This window comes from Sorangium sp. So ce1153, assembly GCF_051521595.1.
Classification (GTDB): domain Bacteria; phylum Myxococcota_A; class Polyangia; order Polyangiales; family Polyangiaceae; genus Sorangium.
This window is the reverse complement of the sequence record NZ_CP150361.1, coordinates 9,057,888-9,073,788: the sequence shown is the minus strand read 5'-3', so window position 1 is coordinate 9,073,788 and position 15,901 is coordinate 9,057,888. Positions and strand designations below refer to the sequence as shown.

Annotated in this window: 15 protein-coding genes and 1 pseudogene; 10 read left to right on the top strand and 6 right to left on the bottom strand. The window is 71.9% G+C overall.

The genetic code is table 11. From position 1 onward, the window contains the following. Positions 1 to 53: 53 nt before the first annotated feature. From WME85_RS32595 to WME85_RS32585, 3 genes are all read left to right on the top strand, one after another. Positions 54 to 1,007 carry a LysR family transcriptional regulator gene (locus WME85_RS32595; RefSeq protein ID WP_437827004.1) on the top strand — a complete coding sequence of 318 codons (954 nt, stop codon included), beginning with the start codon at positions 54 to 56 and terminating at the stop codon, positions 1,005 to 1,007. A gap of 14 nt (positions 1,008 to 1,021) precedes the next feature. After that, positions 1,022 to 1,651: a class I SAM-dependent methyltransferase gene (locus WME85_RS32590; protein WP_437827003.1), complete on the top strand. Its 630-nt coding sequence runs from the start codon at positions 1,022 to 1,024 to the stop codon at positions 1,649 to 1,651. Positions 1,652 to 1,793: 142 nt separating this feature from the next. Further along, positions 1,794 to 1,922 carry a hypothetical protein gene (locus tag WME85_RS32585; protein ID WP_437827002.1) on the top strand — a complete coding sequence of 43 codons (129 nt, stop codon included), beginning with the start codon at positions 1,794 to 1,796 and terminating at the stop codon, positions 1,920 to 1,922. Between the two features lie 16 nt (positions 1,923 to 1,938). Here WME85_RS32585 and WME85_RS32580 read toward each other — a convergent pair whose 3' ends face one another. After that, positions 1,939 to 2,688, bottom strand: a complete 750-nt coding sequence (locus WME85_RS32580; RefSeq protein WP_437568361.1) for a helix-turn-helix domain-containing protein — start codon at positions 2,686 to 2,688, stop codon at positions 1,939 to 1,941. A 131-nt stretch (positions 2,689 to 2,819) separates the two neighbouring features. Here WME85_RS32580 and WME85_RS32575 point away from each other — a divergent pair, with 131 nt between their 5' ends. Beyond that, positions 2,820 to 3,998, top strand: coding sequence for a cytochrome P450 (locus WME85_RS32575; protein ID WP_437827001.1), 1,179 nt, complete (start codon positions 2,820 to 2,822; stop codon positions 3,996 to 3,998). Between the two features lie 229 nt (positions 3,999 to 4,227). Here WME85_RS32575 and WME85_RS32570 read toward each other — a convergent pair whose 3' ends face one another. Beyond that, positions 4,228 to 5,448 carry an FAD-dependent monooxygenase gene (locus WME85_RS32570; RefSeq protein ID WP_437842412.1) on the bottom strand — a complete coding sequence of 407 codons (1,221 nt, stop codon included), beginning with the start codon at positions 5,446 to 5,448 and terminating at the stop codon, positions 4,228 to 4,230. 84 nt (positions 5,449 to 5,532) lie between these two features. Between WME85_RS32570 and WME85_RS32565 the strand changes: the two genes are divergently transcribed. The 3 genes from WME85_RS32565 to WME85_RS32555 all read left to right on the top strand — a co-directional run bounded on the left by WME85_RS32565 (position 5,533) and on the right by WME85_RS32555 (position 8,980). Then, on the top strand, positions 5,533 to 6,489 hold the full coding sequence (locus tag WME85_RS32565) for a LysR family transcriptional regulator (RefSeq protein WP_437827000.1): 957 nt from the start codon (positions 5,533 to 5,535) through the stop codon (positions 6,487 to 6,489). A gap of 574 nt (positions 6,490 to 7,063) precedes the next feature. Next, positions 7,064 to 7,330 carry a hypothetical protein gene (locus tag WME85_RS32560; protein ID WP_437826999.1) on the top strand — a complete coding sequence of 89 codons (267 nt, stop codon included), beginning with the start codon at positions 7,064 to 7,066 and terminating at the stop codon, positions 7,328 to 7,330. 912 nt (positions 7,331 to 8,242) lie between these two features. Further along, entirely contained in the window at positions 8,243 to 8,980 is a 738-nt protein-coding gene (locus tag WME85_RS32555) for a cytochrome P450 (RefSeq protein ID WP_437842410.1), read from the top strand. On the opposite strand, the pseudogene WME85_RS32550 reads toward WME85_RS32555, so the two are convergent. From WME85_RS32550 to WME85_RS32535, 4 genes and pseudogenes are all read right to left on the bottom strand, one after another. Then, positions 8,971 to 9,287, bottom strand: a pseudogene (locus WME85_RS32550) (VOC family protein); the annotation flags it as partial. The gene WME85_RS32555 and the pseudogene WME85_RS32550 overlap by 10 nt on opposite strands. Before the next feature lie 61 nt (positions 9,288 to 9,348). Further along, entirely contained in the window at positions 9,349 to 10,122 is a 774-nt protein-coding gene (locus WME85_RS32545; RefSeq protein ID WP_437826998.1) for a YsnF/AvaK domain-containing protein, read from the bottom strand. A 110-nt stretch (positions 10,123 to 10,232) separates the two neighbouring features. Then, on the bottom strand, positions 10,233 to 10,604 hold the full coding sequence (locus WME85_RS32540) for a DUF2382 domain-containing protein (RefSeq protein WP_437826997.1): 372 nt from the start codon (positions 10,602 to 10,604) through the stop codon (positions 10,233 to 10,235). Between the two features lie 471 nt (positions 10,605 to 11,075). After that, positions 11,076 to 11,681, bottom strand: coding sequence for a hypothetical protein (locus WME85_RS32535; protein ID WP_437826996.1), 606 nt, complete (start codon positions 11,679 to 11,681; stop codon positions 11,076 to 11,078). 258 nt (positions 11,682 to 11,939) lie between these two features. Between WME85_RS32535 and WME85_RS32530 the strand changes: the two genes are divergently transcribed. Genes WME85_RS32530 through WME85_RS32520 form a run of 3 tightly spaced genes read left to right on the top strand, consistent with a single transcriptional unit; the run spans position 11,940 to position 15,533 of the window. After that, a complete protein-coding gene (locus WME85_RS32530) occupies positions 11,940 to 12,851 on the top strand; it encodes a hypothetical protein (protein ID WP_437826995.1) in 912 nt (303 codons plus the stop codon). Then, a complete protein-coding gene (locus WME85_RS32525) occupies positions 12,848 to 13,708 on the top strand; it encodes a S8 family peptidase (RefSeq protein ID WP_437826994.1) in 861 nt (286 codons plus the stop codon). The genes WME85_RS32530 and WME85_RS32525 overlap by 4 nt, the downstream gene beginning before the upstream one ends. After that, positions 13,695 to 15,533 (top strand): hypothetical protein, encoded by a 1,839-nt coding sequence (locus WME85_RS32520; protein WP_437826993.1) that lies wholly within the window; start codon positions 13,695 to 13,697, stop codon positions 15,531 to 15,533. Before WME85_RS32525 ends, WME85_RS32520 begins: the two co-directional genes overlap by 14 nt. Positions 15,534 to 15,901 lie beyond the last annotated feature (368 nt).

The following is a 15,901-nucleotide window of genomic DNA, read 5'->3' as shown; positions in this document are numbered from 1 at the left end:
GCTCGTGTCTGCATCTGTCGCGCGCCCGCGCGAGGGGTATGCTGGCGGGCATCGTGGACTGGGATGACGTGCGCCATTTTCTCGCGCTCGCGCGAACGGGCTCCGTTCGCGCGGCGGGCTCGATGCTGGGCGTGAGCCACTCGACCGTGGCGCGGCGGGTCGAGGCCCTCGAGACGCGGCTCGGCGTGAAGCTGTTCGACCGGCACCGCGATGGGTACCTGCTGACGGACGCGGGCAACGAGATGGTCTCGGGGGCGGAGCGCGTCGAGCGGGAGATGGCCGCGCTGGAGCGCGGCCTCGCCGGGCAAGACGCGCGGCTCGAGGGGCCCGTGCGGGTGACCTGCACCGACCCCTTCATCGCGAAGATCCTCCTCCGCGCCCTGGCCGGCCTCTGCGAGCAGCATCCCGGCATCGAGCTCGAGCTCGATGCCGACGCCAAGAACCTGGATCTGTCGAGGCGCGAGGCCGACATCGCGGTCCGCGCGCTCCTTCCGAGCGCGTCCCCGCCGGAGCACCTGATCGGGCGGCGGCTCGTCCCCATCACCGTCTGCAACTACGTGGCGACCGCGCACGCGGTCCAGCTCGACCCCGAGCGCGGCGCGCGCCCCGCGCGCTGGCTCGGATCCAACCTGCGCAAGATCGCCGAGGAGCTCGTCGCGTCGTCGAGCTATCCCGAGGTTCCGATCTGGGGCACGTTCGAGTCGATGGCGATCATGATGGAGGCCGCACACGCGGGCCTCGGCTTCGTGATGCTACCCACTTACGCCGGCGATCCGGAGCCAGGGCTCCAGCGCCTCGCGAAGCCGGACCTGCGCTACGTCGCCGACTTCTGGCTCCTCAGCCACCGCGACCTCCGGGACAACGCGCGCCTGCGGGCCGCGCGCGAGGGCATCACCGCGGCGATGACAGAGCGCGCAGCGCTGTTCCGCGGCGAAGCCGAGCGGTGGCGCGAAACTGCGCCCTTGCGTCGCGAACTTGCACCGGGCGCAGACGCGCCGCGTGCATAGAATCGTCGACCACGATGAGCACCGACGCCAAGTTCTGGGACGACATCGCCGAGAAGTACGCCGCCAAGCCGGTGGGGAACGTCACGGCCTTCGAGCGCAAGAAGGCCATCACCCGCGAGCTCCTGCGCCCGGGCTCGACAGTCCTCGAGATCGGCTGCGGCACCGGCTCGCTCGCCCTGGAGATGTCGCCGTTCGCCGGCCACATCCACGCGATGGACGTCTCGTCCGAGATGATCCGCATCGCCAATCAGAAGAAGCAGGTCCAAGGCGCGACCAACGTCACCTTTCGCCAGGGCACGCTCGACGGACCTGCTCCGTATGAGCCCGAGCACTTCGACAGCGCCTGGGCCTACTCCATCCTCCACCTCGTCCCCGATCGGGGGCGCACCCTCAAGACGATCTTCGACCTCCTCAAGCCCGGCGGCTCGTTCATCTCGTCCAACGTCTGCCTCGGCGGCACCTGGGTGCCTTACGGCGCGCTCATCACCGTGCTGCGCTGGTTCGGGAAGGCGCCGGTCGTCCATGTCTACGATCGCGAGACGATCCTCCGCGAGATGCGCGAGGTAGGGTTCGTCGAGATCGAGGAGAGGGAGGTCGGTGGTGGGGGGATGGTTGCGTTCGTGGTGGCGAAGAAGCCGGGGTAGCGCGCAACTCGCTGCGACCGAAGATCATGCGACCGAGTTGCCGGCGACACGCGCCGGCGGGCTCAACGCCGCGGCGAGGGAGGCGCTCTTGCGCTGACTCGGTGCGCTTCTTCGCGGACCTGCCGAGCACCGTCGAGTCCGCGTGTACGCCCGCGTTCGACGGGTATCGGGCAGCGTCGTGCTGCAGGCGATCGTCTACTCGGCGGCCGGCGACACGACCGAGAGCTCCGACGACTACGGCCCCGCCGTGACGCTCGACGGCTGCCCGTGAACCGTCGAGGACGCGGCTACGTCGAGACGAACTCCCGGCGCAGCAGCGTGGGGGAATACCCCAGCATCCTCCGGCACGTCCGCGACAGGTGCGCGAGATCCGAAAAACCCGCGAAATGCGCTGCGTTCGTGTTGTCGAGCCGCACGCACGACGCGATCGCGATCAGGAGCCTCCGCCACAAGAGGTACGTGCGGATCGGCACCCCGACGTCGCGCACGAACAGCGCTTGCAGGTGCGCGGCGGAGAGCCGGGTCCTCGCCAGCACGAGATGCCGATCGGCGTCCGGATCGCGCAGCGCCTCGACCACGCTCGCGACCCGCGTGTCGAGATCGCGGCGCGGGGCCTCTTCCGCAAACCATGCTGCGGATTCGCACGCCAGACCCGCGAGCACGTCAGGGCGCGACAGCGAGGCGCGGTGCGAATGGAGGGCGCCGCCGAGGCGCGCGGCGAGGCGGCCCTCGAGCGGTGAGGCGCGACCCCGCTGGCGGGCGTAGACGGCGACCTCGGGCGCGAGCTCCGGATCGTGGTGGAGCACGATCGCGGGGCCCGGGCAGAAGGTGGCGTGATCCACCTCGGGGGGAACCACGACGACGCGCGCGCGGATCGGCGGGCTACCCTCCTCGGTGACGGTCACGTCGCCGTCGAGCCCGGCGTAGATCATGGTCGCGTGCTGGGCGTGGAGCGTCGAAACCAGCGACGGCGAGGCGCGCGCCGCGAACGCGTCCGTGATCACGCCGCCGATCCGGGATTCGTTCAAGCGCAGCATGGCGTAGGGCCGTACTGTAGCCGCATGCCTCGACCCGCTGCGCGCCTTTCTCCGGGGATCGCGGCGCGGGAGGCATGCTCGGGCGTCCGTCCGGGTCGCACCCCAACTCCGAGCGATGGAGGTCGAACGACGTGCTGAACTTCATCTCCGAAGACATGCGCCGCAACCCGTACCCGCTCTACGCGCAGATGCGGAGCGTCTCTCCGGTGCTCGCCGTGCCGGGCGGCGAGATCTGGATGATCCTCGACTACGAGGGTGTCAAACGTGCGATCCACGATCACGACACCTTCAGCTCCCGCGCGGCGCCGCCGGGCGGCGGGCCTCTCGACTGGATGATCTTCACCGATCCGCCGCGCCACACCAAGCTGCGATCCGTCGTGGTGAAGGCCTTCACCCCGCGCTCGATCGCGGGCCTCGAGCCGCGGATCCGCGAGCTGTCGCGCGAGCTCGTCGATCGGACCATCGAGCGCGGCGAGATGGATCTCTGCGCCGACTACGCCGTGCAGCTCCCCATCCTGGTGATCGCCGAGATGCTCGGGATCCCCCTCGCGGATCGCGATCGCTTCAAGCGCTGGAGCGACGCGATCCTGAACCTCAGCCAGACCATCGGCGGCGGCGAGGAGGGGGCGCGCGCAGCGCGGGAGTTCGGCGCGGCGCGGGAGGAGATCCGCGCCTACCTCGCGGGCATCCTCCCCGAGCGCAGGCGGGCGCCGGAGGACGATCTGCTGACCCGCCTCGTCGAGGCCGAGGTCGACGGAGAGCGGCTCGTCGAGGACGAGATCCTCGATTTCTTCCTGCTCCTGCTCCTCGCCGGGAGCGAGACCACCACCAACCTGATCACCAACGCGATCCTCTGCCTGCTCGATCACCCGTCCGAGCTCGCGCGCCTCCGCGCCTCTCCCGCGCTCTGGCCCTCGGCCATCGAGGAGGTGCTGCGGTATCGCTCGCCGGTCCAGGCGGTGTTCCGCGCGCCGCGGCGCGACGTCGAGATGCACGGCCAGCCGATCCCGGCCGGCAAGCTGGTGCTCGCGATGATCGGCTCGGCCAACCGCGATCCGAAGGTGTTCGAGGCTCCCGAGCGCTTCGACGTCGGCCGCGATCCCAACCCGCACGTCGGCTTCGGCCACGGCATCCATTTCTGCATCGGCGCGCCGCTCGCGCGGCTCGAGGCGAAGGTGGCGCTGCCCGATCTGGTGTCGCGGCTCGAAGGGCTGCGGCTCGCGAGCAACGCGCCGTGGGAGCCGCGCAAGACGCTCCACGTGCACGGGCCGACGCGGCTGCCGATCCGGTTCGAGCCGGGGAGGCGTTGAGGCGTCTCAGCCGCGCAGCTCGAGGGCTCGCTCAAGTGCCACGGTGCTCGCCGCGCTCGTGCTCGCGGGCCGACAGCATCTCCGCGGTGCTCTAGCCCTACTTTCGCAGAGTGCACCCGCCGATGCTCAGGAAGGTGCAGGTTTTCTGGGTGCTGCGTGACGTGCTGCGACCCCCGATCGCAAAGGAGCGCGTCGAGCGCAGCAGGCCAGGAAGATCGCAAGCCCCTGGCTACCGCCGCTTCGGATGGGCATCGCCGGCGCCGCCATCGTAGCTCTTGAAATCGAACGGCAGCGTCAGCGCTCCGAAGTCCGGGATGCTGCCGGCGGCGGCGGTCTGCCCCTCGTCGGTCGGTTCGTCAGGCTTTGCGTTCTGGTCCAGCGCGATGTCCTGATTGCGGATCACGTAGGCGCGCAGGGCGTCCTCGTACGCGGCGATGCCGCCCACCAGATCCTCCTCGTGCATGGCGATCTCACTGGCCAGAACGTAAGCGCCGACCATCGCGACCGAGGTAGCCTGCCCCGTACCCAGAGAGACGGCGTAGCCAGCATCGCCGACCAGCACGATCCGCCCGCGTGACCAGCTGCTCATGCGGATCTGGCTCAGCGAGTAGAAATGGAAGTCGGTCGCGCGCAGCATGTGCTCCACGATCTGCGGAATGACCCAGCCTGCGCCCGCGACGCGGTCGGCGAGCAATCGCTTCTGCGCGTCGATGTCGCGGAAGTCGTGGTCGAACCCCTTCGGCGCGTTGAAGCCGAGATACGTCCTCGCGTGGACATCCTTCTGCAGGCCCATGACCAGCGCGCCGACGGAGTCCGGCTGCCGGTACATGACCTGCCAGCGCTCGAGACCGAGGAAGTTCGGCATGCCGAACGTCGCGACGTACAGGTCGCCGAAGGCGCGGATGAACTGCTCATCGGGGCCGAAGGCGATCCGCCGCACCCCCGAACCCAATCCGTCGGCGCCGACCACCAGCTCGAAGCGGCGAGGCGCAGCCTTGGCGAACGTGACGTCGACGCCCGACTCGTCCTGGGTCATCGACGTGATGGTATCGGCGAAGAGGTACTCGACCCGGGGGCCCACGGCTTCGTGGAGCACGTGACACAGGTCGTCGCGCAAGATCTCGATGTCGGGGCTGTCGAGCCGGCCGCCCGTCAAGGTGCTCTCCGTGCTCCGAAAGATCTCCTGACCGGCCGAGTCGACCACGGAGATGCCCGTCAGCCCCGTGCTCCGATCGCGAAGCGTGGCGAGGATGCCCATCCGCTCCGCGACCTCCAGGGCCGGCCCCCGAACGTCGAGCGCGTGCCCGCCCGGGCGCAGGTGCGGCGCACGCTCGACCACCGTGACCGCGAAGCCGCGGCGGGCGAGCCAATAGGCGACGGTGAGACCGGAGACGCTGGCGCCGGAGACCAGCACCCGGGAGGCGGGACGCGTCGGGATCGTCGAGTTCATGGCGGGCAAGGTATGTTTCTCGAACCGAGCCGTCCAAGACATTGATCGCACGGCTATGATGCCTGTAGGGTAACGGTCGAGACCATGGAGCTCCGACACCTGCGCTATTTCGTCACGATCGCCGAGGAGCAGAGCTTCCGCCGAGCCGCCACCAGGCTCCACGTCTCGCAGTCTCCATTGAGCCGGCAGATGAAGGACCTCGAGGAGGAGATGGGCGTTGAGCTCTTCGCGCCCGAGGGGCGCGGGATCAAGCTCACGGCCGCCGGGAAGTCCTTCGCGGAGAGAGCCAGGAGCATCCTCGCGAGCGTTGACGCGGCCGTCGACGAAGCCAGGGGAATCGCCGAAGGCAGGCTCGGAACCGTGGTCATCGGCTTCGAGACGGGCACGACCTTCATGGGCTCGTTCTTGTCTCTCGTCGCGGCGTTTCGTCGGCGAGCGCCCCGCATCGGCCTCCAGCTCGTCCCCATGAGCAGCCTGGAGCAGTGGACGGCGCTGCGGCAGGGGACGATCGCCTTCGGCTACGGGGCCTACGCGCCCGAAGACGGCGCCCTCGGCCACCTCGAGATGACGCGCGAACGACTGGGGCTGCTGCTCTCCCCTGAGCATCGGCTCGCACGGCTCAAGAAGATCCGGCTTCGAGACCTCGAGAGCGAGCGCGTGCTGCTCCAGCCACGTCAGCTCTATCCGAGGCTCCACGCGGACATCATCACGGCGGCGCGCGCGCAGGGCGTGACGCTGCACGTGACGGCGGAGGTGCTCGACCTGGAGGCGCTCATGGCCCTGGTCGTGATCGGCGACGCGGTCACCTTCCTCTCGGAGAAGTTCTGGGAGCTGGCTTCGCAGACCTCGCTCCTGTGGCGGCCCGTCGAAGACCTCCACATCGATCTGAGCGAGGTCGTCACATGGCGCGCGGAGGACGACGGCGCGCCCGTGGTGCGAGCGCTGATCGAGGCCGCGCGAGAGGTGAGCCCGCTCCTGCAGCACGCCGCAGGCCGCGCGCGCTCCTCCAGGGCCGCCAGGCGAAAGCGCGACGAGCGCTGAGGAGTTTTCCCGGGCGGTCACGAGAGCAACACGCGTCGCCTCTTCGCCTGGGCGGCTGCTTTGCCTGTGCGTGAGTCATCTCGTGGCCCGCCGCTCCGGGTAGCTGCCGAATTGTCCTTCCGTGGTATCGAAGGGACGCGTGGTGTCACGGCGCCGTGCCATTTCGAGCGCGGTGCGAGCACGCTGCTGTACGCACCAATGGATGCCGAGGCGGAGGAATCAATGCGGCAGGTCGAGCAATGAATTTACCGGCGGCATGATCCGGTTGGGGGGCGCCCCGCGTCGGGTACTTGAGCCGGTACGCGATGCGCCCGGCCTAAGGCTGCGAGACGCGATCACTTCCCATCCGAGCGGGCCGATCCCACGGTTCAACCTTCGCCGCATTCCAGCAAGACTGGAAGCCAAAAATCGACATCGGCCCGTGCCCAGACCGGCTCCCCCACGTTCTCCATCGGGTGAAGGGGCCGGCGGCAACGGCGGGCCGCTTCCGGGGCGCCGCGCTGCATGGGCCGGCCAGCTCCCCTCCATCCACACGTTGCGAGCTGCAGAGCTGGATATGCACAAGAATTATCTCATGGCGTCGATTTTCATTGCGACCGCGCTCCTCGCGGCCGGCTGCAAGACGGGGAAATGCGCGGATGCCGTCGAGCACGCCGAGGCCTGCGGGGTCGACGCCCTCGAGCTCGACGACGACCTCTCCGGCTGCTCCGAACACGAGGAGTGTCGCGCGTCGTGCGTGCTCGACGCGCCCTGCGACGAGATCAAGGCGTCTTTCGCCGGCGGCACGGACCGCAGCACGGAGGCCTGGCGCTGCTACGAGCAGTGCCCTCTCTCTGATTGATGGCCATTTTACCGATCGGGTTTTCTCGGCTCGGCCAGACCAACGCCCGGACGGACACGTGTGCCCACGGCACGCCGATGCGCCCCGTAGCGCGCTCGGCGCCGCCCGGACCACGCTCTTTCGACCCAGGACCGAGCCATCATGACGCTCGCGGTCCCACCTTTTCGGTTTACTGCGCTATACTTCTTCGCGCTGCGATCCGGCTTCTTTTACCTACGTGCCGGGAGGGCGCCTGCCGGCACGGGCCCGCTGGCACCGCGCTGGCATGTGCCGCGTCCCATGCCAGCGCTGGCGCCGGGAGCAGGTGATCGCGCCGCTCCCGGAGGGCGTCACCGATGAGGTATCCTCCGGGCTCGGCCCGCTCCTCCCCAGGGCCGTCCAGGAGGCGACATCGTGAAGGCAGCTCCGGAGCAGATCCCGCCGCCGAGGGGCTCCCTCGGCGCGCTCTTCAACCCCTTCCTCCCCGAGCAGGTCGAGGACCCTTACCCGATCTATGCGCGCGCGCGGCGCGAGGAGCCGGTCTTCTATAGCCCCCGGCTCGACGTGTGGATCGTCACCAGGTACGCCGACATCGTGGCCGTCCTGCGGGACACGGACCGGTTCTCGTCCTTCAACTCGCTCTATGTCAGGGCCGAGCCGATCCCCGAGGTCCGCGCGGTCCTCCGCGAGGGGTACGAGGAGTTCACCTCGCTCGTGCAGAGCGACCCGCCCGATCACACGCGCGTGCGCGCCGTCTTCGGCAAGGCCTTCACCCCTCTGCGCGTGGCGGCGCTGGAGGGGCACATCCGCGAGCTCACGCGGGAGCTGATCGACGCCTTCATCCGCGATGGGCACGCCGAGCTGGTCTCGCAGATCGCCCTGCCGCTGCCGGGGTACGTCATCTGCGATCTGCTCGGGGTGCCGCGCTCCGAGATGAAGCAGCTCAGGGCGTGGCACGAGGACAAGCAGGCGCTGATGGCGGGGAGCGCGCCGCCAGAGGCGCAGGTGGCGAGCGCCCGCGGATACGTGGCGATGCAGCGCTATTTCCAGGCCCAGATCGGGGCGCGCCGCGCCGAGCCGCGGGAGGACCTGCTCTCGCTCCTCGTCCCGGAGGAGATCGGCGGGAGCGCGGCGCTGAGCATGCAGGAGGCGGTCTGCAACGCGATGGATCTGCTGGCCGCCGGGCACGAGACGACGACGGCCCTGCTCGCGAGCGGGATCGACCTCTTGCTCGCGCACCCGGAGGTGGCAGAGGCGCTGCGCGGGGACCCGTCGCTGATCCCGGGCGCCATCGACGAGATGCTGCGCTGCGAGTCCCCGGTCCGCGGCTTCTTCCGGGCGGTGACGGCGGACGCCGAGGTGGCCGGGGTCCGTATCCCGAAAGGCGCACGGGTGTACCTGCTTTATGCGTCGGGGAACCGGGACGAGGCAGAGTTCGCCGACGGCGAGCGCTTCGACATCCACCGCGGGGACACGGGCAAGCACCTCGCCTTCGGCAAGGGCATCCACTTCTGCGTCGGCTCGCTGCTGGCGCGCACGGAGGCGAAGATCGCGCTCGAAGAGCTCCTCGTGCGGCTGCCCGGCCTGCGGCGCGGGAAGGACCCCGCGCGCCGGAGCCCGTTTATCATCATGCGCGCGTTCGACTCGCTCCCCATCGCGTGGGACGCGTAGCCCTCCCCCGCGCCGCGCTGGCGACGTGGCAATTGTACCCCTTGTGCCTTCAGCTGGCGCTGCAGTCGCGGATATGGGTGAACGAGGCGAGCTTCTGGGCGTTCTGGTCCCAGCCGGGGTTGAAGGTGAGGATGTTCTTCTCGAACATCCCTTGAAACAGCCCGATCACGTGGTCGCCGTCCTTCAAGAGCAGCCAGTTCTGCGCGGCATCCCCGGCGAAGGCCTTGAAACCGAACTTCTCGTAGAACCTCCTCGAAGCCTCGAGATCCTTGACAGCCAGGCTGATCGAAAACGCGCCGAGCTCCATGCTTTGCTCCTTCCGGTACGGAGACGACCGTCTTCTCTGGCGGGATTTCCGACGCACGGAGCTAGGCTTTGCCCGAGACCTTGTCCCAGGCGTGGCGCACCGCGGCCTTCATGTGCTCCCACGTGCCAGGATTGCGCTCTTCCCACGCCTTGCCCGCTTCGGGCTCGATGCTCGTCCAGTCGTGTCCCTTGAAGTTCTGGGACGTCCCGAGCTGGTAGCCGAACAGGTACGCCGGGGCGACCTGATCGTAGGCATAGCCGTGCGTGGAGTACGGGCCGGCCTCGTAGTGCTTCCGGAAGTCAGCGTCGTACTGCTCGTATCCCCGCATCCCGTTCGTGCGCTCGACCGCGCTGATCGGCTCGACGTGCACCTCGGTGTGGCGCAGCGTCTCCCGGATCTGCTCGGCCCGCTGGGTCACCGCCTTGCTGACGACGACCTCCTCGATGACGCGCGCCTTCTTCGCGACGACGGCCTCCTCGTCGGTCTCGACGAGCTCCACCGTGCCGGACTGGAAGGTGTCGAGCGCGGCCGGCTGAAGCGGCCGATCGACCGGGTGCCGCTCGACGTGGACGTGCTCCTCGCGCAGCATCACCGACTCCTGGACCGGCTGCTCGACAAGGCGACTCGACACGCGCACGCCGCCGCGGTTCACCTCGCGCTTGCCGACCTGCAGCTCCTCCTCGATCACGGGGACGGCGACCTGCTCCTGCAGGACATCGGCCCGGAGCTCCTCGGTCTTCGCTGTCTTCTCGGTCGCGGTCCGGGTCGTCTGCTGGGACTTGCTCAGCTGTTGAGCACGCTGGGACGGCGACATGGAACGATCGGTGTGATTCATGGTATGACCTCCATCATTGTGGCCCCTCGGGGCGTTTCTCTCCCTCGCGCCGCGCGCGAGGTGGGGTTTGCTGATCGGGGCCCTGGATGCCGGGGCCCCTCGGAGACGCCTCAGCCTCCATCACGTCCGCGCGGGGGGACGCGCTCGACCTGGACGTCCTCGCTCCGGAGCGTCACGTGCTCCGGCGGGCTCATCTCGACCGAGCGGACCCGGGTGATGTGGAGCTCCTCCTTGAGCAGCAGGCGCTTCTCGACGACGAGCACCTCCTCGACGACTGGCACGATCAGGGTGTCGCCCTCCTGCCGGGTCGCGGGCGGCTCCTTCACCACCTGACCGATGGCGACGCGCTCCACGAAGACGCGCTCGCGCTCGAGCGGCTCCGCGACCGCCTCCACCCGCTCGTGGACCTGCTTGGTGATGCGGACACGGCCAGACTCGATCGTGCGCTTCGTCACCTCGAGCTCCTGCGCGACCACAGGCACGATGAGCTCGTCGACGGTCTCTGCGTTCCCGCCGGGCGGTTCCTGTCTGCTGCTCGAGTTCTGCACAATTCCCCGGTGCGCGCTCCGCGGAGCGCAGTCGGTCCCCTCGCTGACGTGCTCTCTGCGAGCGCTCCCAGGCCAAGCACGGCCCGGGCCAATGGCGGTCACGGGCGCGGGGCGCCGCGTGAAGCGTGATCGCGCCAACGCGCGCGCCGGGCCTCACGAGGCATCGCGCCACACGCCAGATAGAGAGATGTATTTACAAATGGATTGTCGCTCTGAAGGACGGCGCCAGAGACGATGACCAGAAGGCCACAGGTGAGACAGCAGCGCGGTTCAGCTCAGGGCGTATTGCGAGGCGTTGCCGGAGTAGCCCGCTCGCCTGTCGGAGCGTCTCTGCTGGAGTCGCCTGCTCGCGTGGAGCTCGCGGAGCTCAGGGATCTCGGGGGCTCCTCGCTCGCCCCAGCGGGCTCACGTGTCGTAGGGGCCGCCCGCCTGCACGGCCTGGCGGGCGAGCTGCTCCGCGCTGACCGCGGGCGGGGACGCGTCTTCCGGGACGTCCGGCGCGATGCCGAGCGGGCGGCCAGCGAGCCCCCGCGCCATGTCGACGAGGATGGCCACGGTCCCCCAGGCGAGCGCGAAGGCGACGCCGGCGTCGACGATGGCGCGGTAGGGCGGGGACATCTGCCGCACGAGCAGGATGAGCGCCACGATGCCCGCGATGAGCGCCCACGTCGCGATCAGCCGGCGGCGCGTCGCGTGGAAGAGCGCCATGCAGTAGAGCGGCGCCAGCGCGACGTGGAGCGGCCGCCGGCGCTCCGCGAGGTGGAGCGCGCGCGCGACGACCCGCGGCGAGAAGCGCTGCTGAAAGCCGCGGTACCCCTCGAAATAGGCGATCACGACCGTCCACGCGACAAGCAAGATGAGCTGGCCCGTCGTGAGCGCGTGCGTCGTGAGGATGCGAGCCGCCGTCGCGCCGAGCCGATAGATGGCCTCGACAAGGACGGCCACGACGCCGAGGACACCCCACAGCACGACGGCGAGGCGGCGCCGCTGCTCGCTCGCGGGCGGGCTCATCGCTCCCGCGCCGGAGCGAGAGGTCCGATGAGCCGCGACGCGTGCGCCGCGGGCGCGGGCGATCGCTGCGGACAGCGCGATGGGCAGCTGGATCGCCGCATGCCCTCTCATGCTAGGAGAGGCGCGGAGCACGTCAACCGGAACCTCGCGGGCGGGAGCGCGTCTTTCGTGTATGACGCGTAGGGCGCGTAGGGCGCGTCCGGCGCGGACGTGATGGCGGTTCGCTCCGGCGGCTTCCGGGGGTAGCATCGCCGCCCCATGCCGCTCGCCGATCGCTCCGCGCCGGGCGCTCCGCCCGCCCCGGCGCGGGCCCTCTCGCCCCACCCGCACGCGCTGCGGTCGCCGCTCGCGCCGTTCACCGCGCGCCTGCGCGATCTGCTCTCGACCGTGGAGTCGGCGGCGCTCCTCGGCGCGGTCGAGGCGCGCGTGCGCGGGCTCGGCGAGCACCTGCGCTTCGCCTGCCTCGCCATGCCTTGCGCGGAGGCGCTCGTCGCGCTCGAGATGGAGGCGCTCGGGCGGCTCACGGTCCCCGTCGTCGCGGACGCGGCCGGCTTCCGCGCGTCGGGCGCGGAGTTCCCGCCGAGCGGCACCCCGTTCGCGTACCTGCTCGGCGGCGGGGGCGGGCACGCGGTGGCGCTCTCCGACGGCGAGCCGATGATCGCGCCGCTGCGGCCGCTCCTGGCCGCGGCGCCGGCGGCCGCGATCTTCGTGCCGATCCGCGTGGGCGCGGCGACCGTGGGGGGCGCCGCGCTCTTCTCCCGCGATTCCCGCGCCGCGCCGCTCGGGGGGCGGGAGCTCGACCTGGCCGAGCGGCTCGCCGAGGTCCTCGCCCTCACCGTGGAGTCGTTCCGCACCGAGCGCGTCGTCTTCGAGCTCTTCGCGCGCGCGATGCCAGACCTGCTCGCGCCGGCGCCAGGTCAGGCGGCGTCGGGCGCCGGCGAGCCGGAGCCGGAAGGGGCGGCCGCGCCGCCGACGTCGCTCCGCGCCGCGCTGGAGCGGCACATCCACGCGCTCCGCCTCACCCCCGAGTACCGCCGGCGCCTGGAGCTCGCGGCCGTGGTGGGGCGGCTCGCCGAGCGCGGCGAGGCCGAGGCCCGCCTGGCGCTCGACCTGCTCGCGCGGATCGACGCCTACGCGAGCGGCGCGCAGGGGGAGGGGAGCGGGGCGTGACCGCGGCTGCTCCGGCAGGAACGGGCGGCGAGCGCGGCGGAGCCGGCGGCGAGCTCAGGGGCGCGCGTCACGGCGCGGGCGTGCGGGTCGCGCTGGTCGACTCCGGCGTCGACGCCTCGCACCCCGCGCTGCGCGCGGCGGCGCTGCGCCACGTCGCGCTGGTCCGGCGCGGCGGCGCGCACGAGGTGGCGCCGTGCGCGCCAGGAGACGTCAGCGGGCACGGGACCGCGTGCGCTGGCATCGTCCACCGCATGGCGCCCGGGGCCGAGATCACGAGCGTGCGCGCCCTCGGCGACGACGGGCGATGCTCGCGCGACGGGCTCATCGCGGCGCTGCAGTTCTGCGTCCGCGAGCGGTTCTCCGTGGTCAACCTGAGCCTCGGCATCGACATCCCGAAGGGCGCGCCGCTCCGCCCCGGCGACCACCGCTCCCTGGTCGAGCTCTACGAGGTCGCCGACGCGGCCTACACGGCGCAGGTCGTGGTCGTGGCCGCCGGCCCCAACGCGGCGGCGTTCCGCACCTATCCAGGGCGCTTCAAGTCGCTGATCGGCGTCGGCCGAGGGCCGTTCCAGGACCCGGAGGCGCTCCGGAGCGAGCTCACGCTCGACCACGAGATCCTCGCGCCCGGCGACGAGGTGCTCGCGCCCGCGCCCGGCGGCGGCGAGCAGCGCTGGACCGGCACGTCGTTCGCGGCGCCCCACGTGACCGCGCACGTCGCGCGGATCCGCGCGGCCTGGCCGGAGCTCTCGATCGAGGCGGTGAAGGCGGCGCTGCACGAGCTCGCGCGCGGTGCAGGCAGGCGCGCGGAGGGGAGCGGCGCCGCGGAGGAGCCGGAGGAGCGCCGTGCGCCCGCTTGAGCCGCTCGACCGCGTGTCGCCGCTGCCGCGGCTGCTCCGCAGCGCGCCGGCCGGGGAGGTCCGCGCCGAGATCGAGCGCGTCGAGGCGCTGCTCGGTCGTGGCGGCGAACCTGGGGCGGGCGGCGCGCCGGTTCCCGGCGGCGGCGAACCTGGGACGGGAGACGCGCCGCTCCCCGGCGGCGCGCTCCTCGCGGCGGCGCTCGGGTTCGCGCGCGGCGCGCTCGCGCTGCGCGAGGGCGCGCTGGACGCCGCGGTCCTGCACCTCGACGGGGCCGCCGCCGCGTTCGGCCGCGAAGGTGAGGTCGAGGGCCGGGAGCTCGCCCGTTGCGAGGCGGCGCTCGCGCGCCTGCGCCGCGACGGGCGGTCTGCCTGCGCGGCCGCCGTCGAGGAGCTCGACGCCATCGCGGGCGCGGGCGCTCCCGGCCGCCGCGCCGCCGTCGTCGCCGGCCACTACCGCGGCGCGGCCGAGCGGCTCCTCGGCGACGCCGCGGCCGCGCAGCGCACGCTGCTGTCGGCGCTGCGCCGGTCGGAGCCGTTCCTCGACGAGCGGGCGCAGATCCTGAACTCGCTCGGCACCCTCTACGTGACCCTCGGGGCCCACGGCGCGGCGGAGGCGCTGCTGGAGCACGCGGCCGAGCTCCACCGCCGCCGCGGCGACGCCGTGGGCGAGGCGATCGCCTGCGGCCAGCTGGGCGCGGCGGCGCTCGGCCTCGGCGCCCTCGAGCGCGCCCGCGCCCCGCTGCAGCGACAGGAGTGGCTCTGCGCGCGCCTCGGCGACGCGTTCGGCCGCGCCCGGGCGCTCACGTTCCTGTCGGATCTGGCGCTGGAGCTGGGGCGCGCCGACGACGCCCTCGCGCTCGCGACGTCCGCCCGCGACGTGGCCGCGCGCGCGGCGCCGCCGCTCCGGACCTGGATCGCCTACGCGGCGCGGGCGATCGGGCGCGCGCGGCGAGACCTCGGCGATGCCGGCGCCGCGGCGGCGCTCGACGAGGCGGGGGAGATCTTCCGCGAGCTGGGCCATCCGCTCGGGGCGGCGCTCGCCGCCTGGGATCGCGCGTCGGCCGGGGCGCTCGCGCCCGGGGAGCTTCTCTCTGGGTGTGCGCCGGGCGACTGGTTCTCCGCGGCGTGGGCGCTCGGCTCGCTGGGATTGCCCGCGCGGGTGGCCCAGCTCCTCCGCGAGCGGCTGGAGATCGACGAAGGCATGCCGCGCGCGGAGACGGAGGGCGGAGCGCCGGCGCCGGACGGGGAGACGCGCGAGCGGGCGCTCGCGGCGGCGGCGCAGACAGCGCCCCACGTCGCGGTGCAGCGCGAGGTCGAGCTCGTCTATGACCGGCCCGAGGAGCTCGCCGGGATCGCCGCCCGGAGGGCCGCGGCGCACCGCAACCTGGGTCGGCTCGCGGCGCTGACGCTGGCCCCGCCGGGGCTCGTCGTCGCCGCGGTGGCGGCCCCGCGGCTCGGCGCCCGCGGGACCGCGCTCCCGCCCGAGCGCGCGGCGGCGGCGTGCGTCGCCGATCTGCCCGGGATCGCGGTCTGGATCTGGCCGGCGGCGACGGCGCCCGCCGTCGTGGGCCGAGACCTCGCCGAGCTGGGCGCGGCGGTCGGCGAGCCGCCGCGCGCCGCGCTCGCGCTCGCGCCGGCGGGGCGCGTGCTCAGCCCGCCGTTCGCGGGTGACGCTGGGCCCGAGCTGGAGGCGGTCGAGGTCGGCGCGCTGCTCGCGCTGGCCGTGGCGCTCGCGCCGGGCGAGCTGCGCCTGGAGCCGCGGCTCGGCTGGGACGGCGACTCCTGCGCGGCCGTGGAGGCGCTGGGGTTCGCCGTCACGCGCTGACACGGCCGCGGCTGTCCCTCCGGCGCGGGACGCGGCGCGATCGCGGCAGCGCGGGCCTCGGGTCGTCGGCGGAGAGCCCGTTCCAGATCACGAGGATGGCACACCTCGTATCGTGTGCGCGCGGCACCGTGCTCATCACTCCCTCCTTCGAGCAAATGCCGTTTCGCGAGGTCGGTCCCGCTCGCTGCTCACGGGTTACGCGGTTCCGGACGGCGATCGCTCGAACCATGTGAGTAAGGCAACGTGAGCGCGGACGCGCCGCTGTTCTACAAACGACGCGCACATGGCCCTGCCGAGCATGGCATCGCACGCTGACGCACGCGGCGTGGGCCTTTCTTCCCTGTGTTCTCGTGCGGGCTCGGCAGGCG

Excerpts from the sequence above, each read along its gene's own strand:
- WME85_RS32590 (WP_437827003.1), top strand. The coding sequence starts at position 1,022 with ATGAGCACCGACGCCAAGTTCTGGGACGACATCGCCGAGAAGTACGCC.
- WME85_RS32580 (WP_437568361.1), bottom strand. The coding sequence starts at position 2,688 with ATGCTGCGCTTGAACGAATCCCGGATCGGCGGCGTGATCACGGACGCG.
- WME85_RS32570 (WP_437842412.1), bottom strand. The coding sequence starts at position 5,448 with ATGAACTCGACGATCCCGACGCGTCCCGCCTCCCGGGTGCTGGTCTCC.
- WME85_RS32565 (WP_437827000.1), top strand. The coding sequence starts at position 5,533 with ATGGAGCTCCGACACCTGCGCTATTTCGTCACGATCGCCGAGGAGCAG.
- WME85_RS32560 (WP_437826999.1), top strand. The coding sequence starts at position 7,064 with ATGGCGTCGATTTTCATTGCGACCGCGCTCCTCGCGGCCGGCTGCAAG.
- WME85_RS32555 (WP_437842410.1), top strand. The coding sequence starts at position 8,243 with ATGAAGCAGCTCAGGGCGTGGCACGAGGACAAGCAGGCGCTGATGGCG.
- WME85_RS32545 (WP_437826998.1), bottom strand. The coding sequence starts at position 10,122 with ATGAATCACACCGATCGTTCCATGTCGCCGTCCCAGCGTGCTCAACAG.
- WME85_RS32535 (WP_437826996.1), bottom strand. The coding sequence starts at position 11,681 with ATGAGCCCGCCCGCGAGCGAGCAGCGGCGCCGCCTCGCCGTCGTGCTG.
- WME85_RS32530 (WP_437826995.1), top strand. The coding sequence starts at position 11,940 with ATGCCGCTCGCCGATCGCTCCGCGCCGGGCGCTCCGCCCGCCCCGGCG.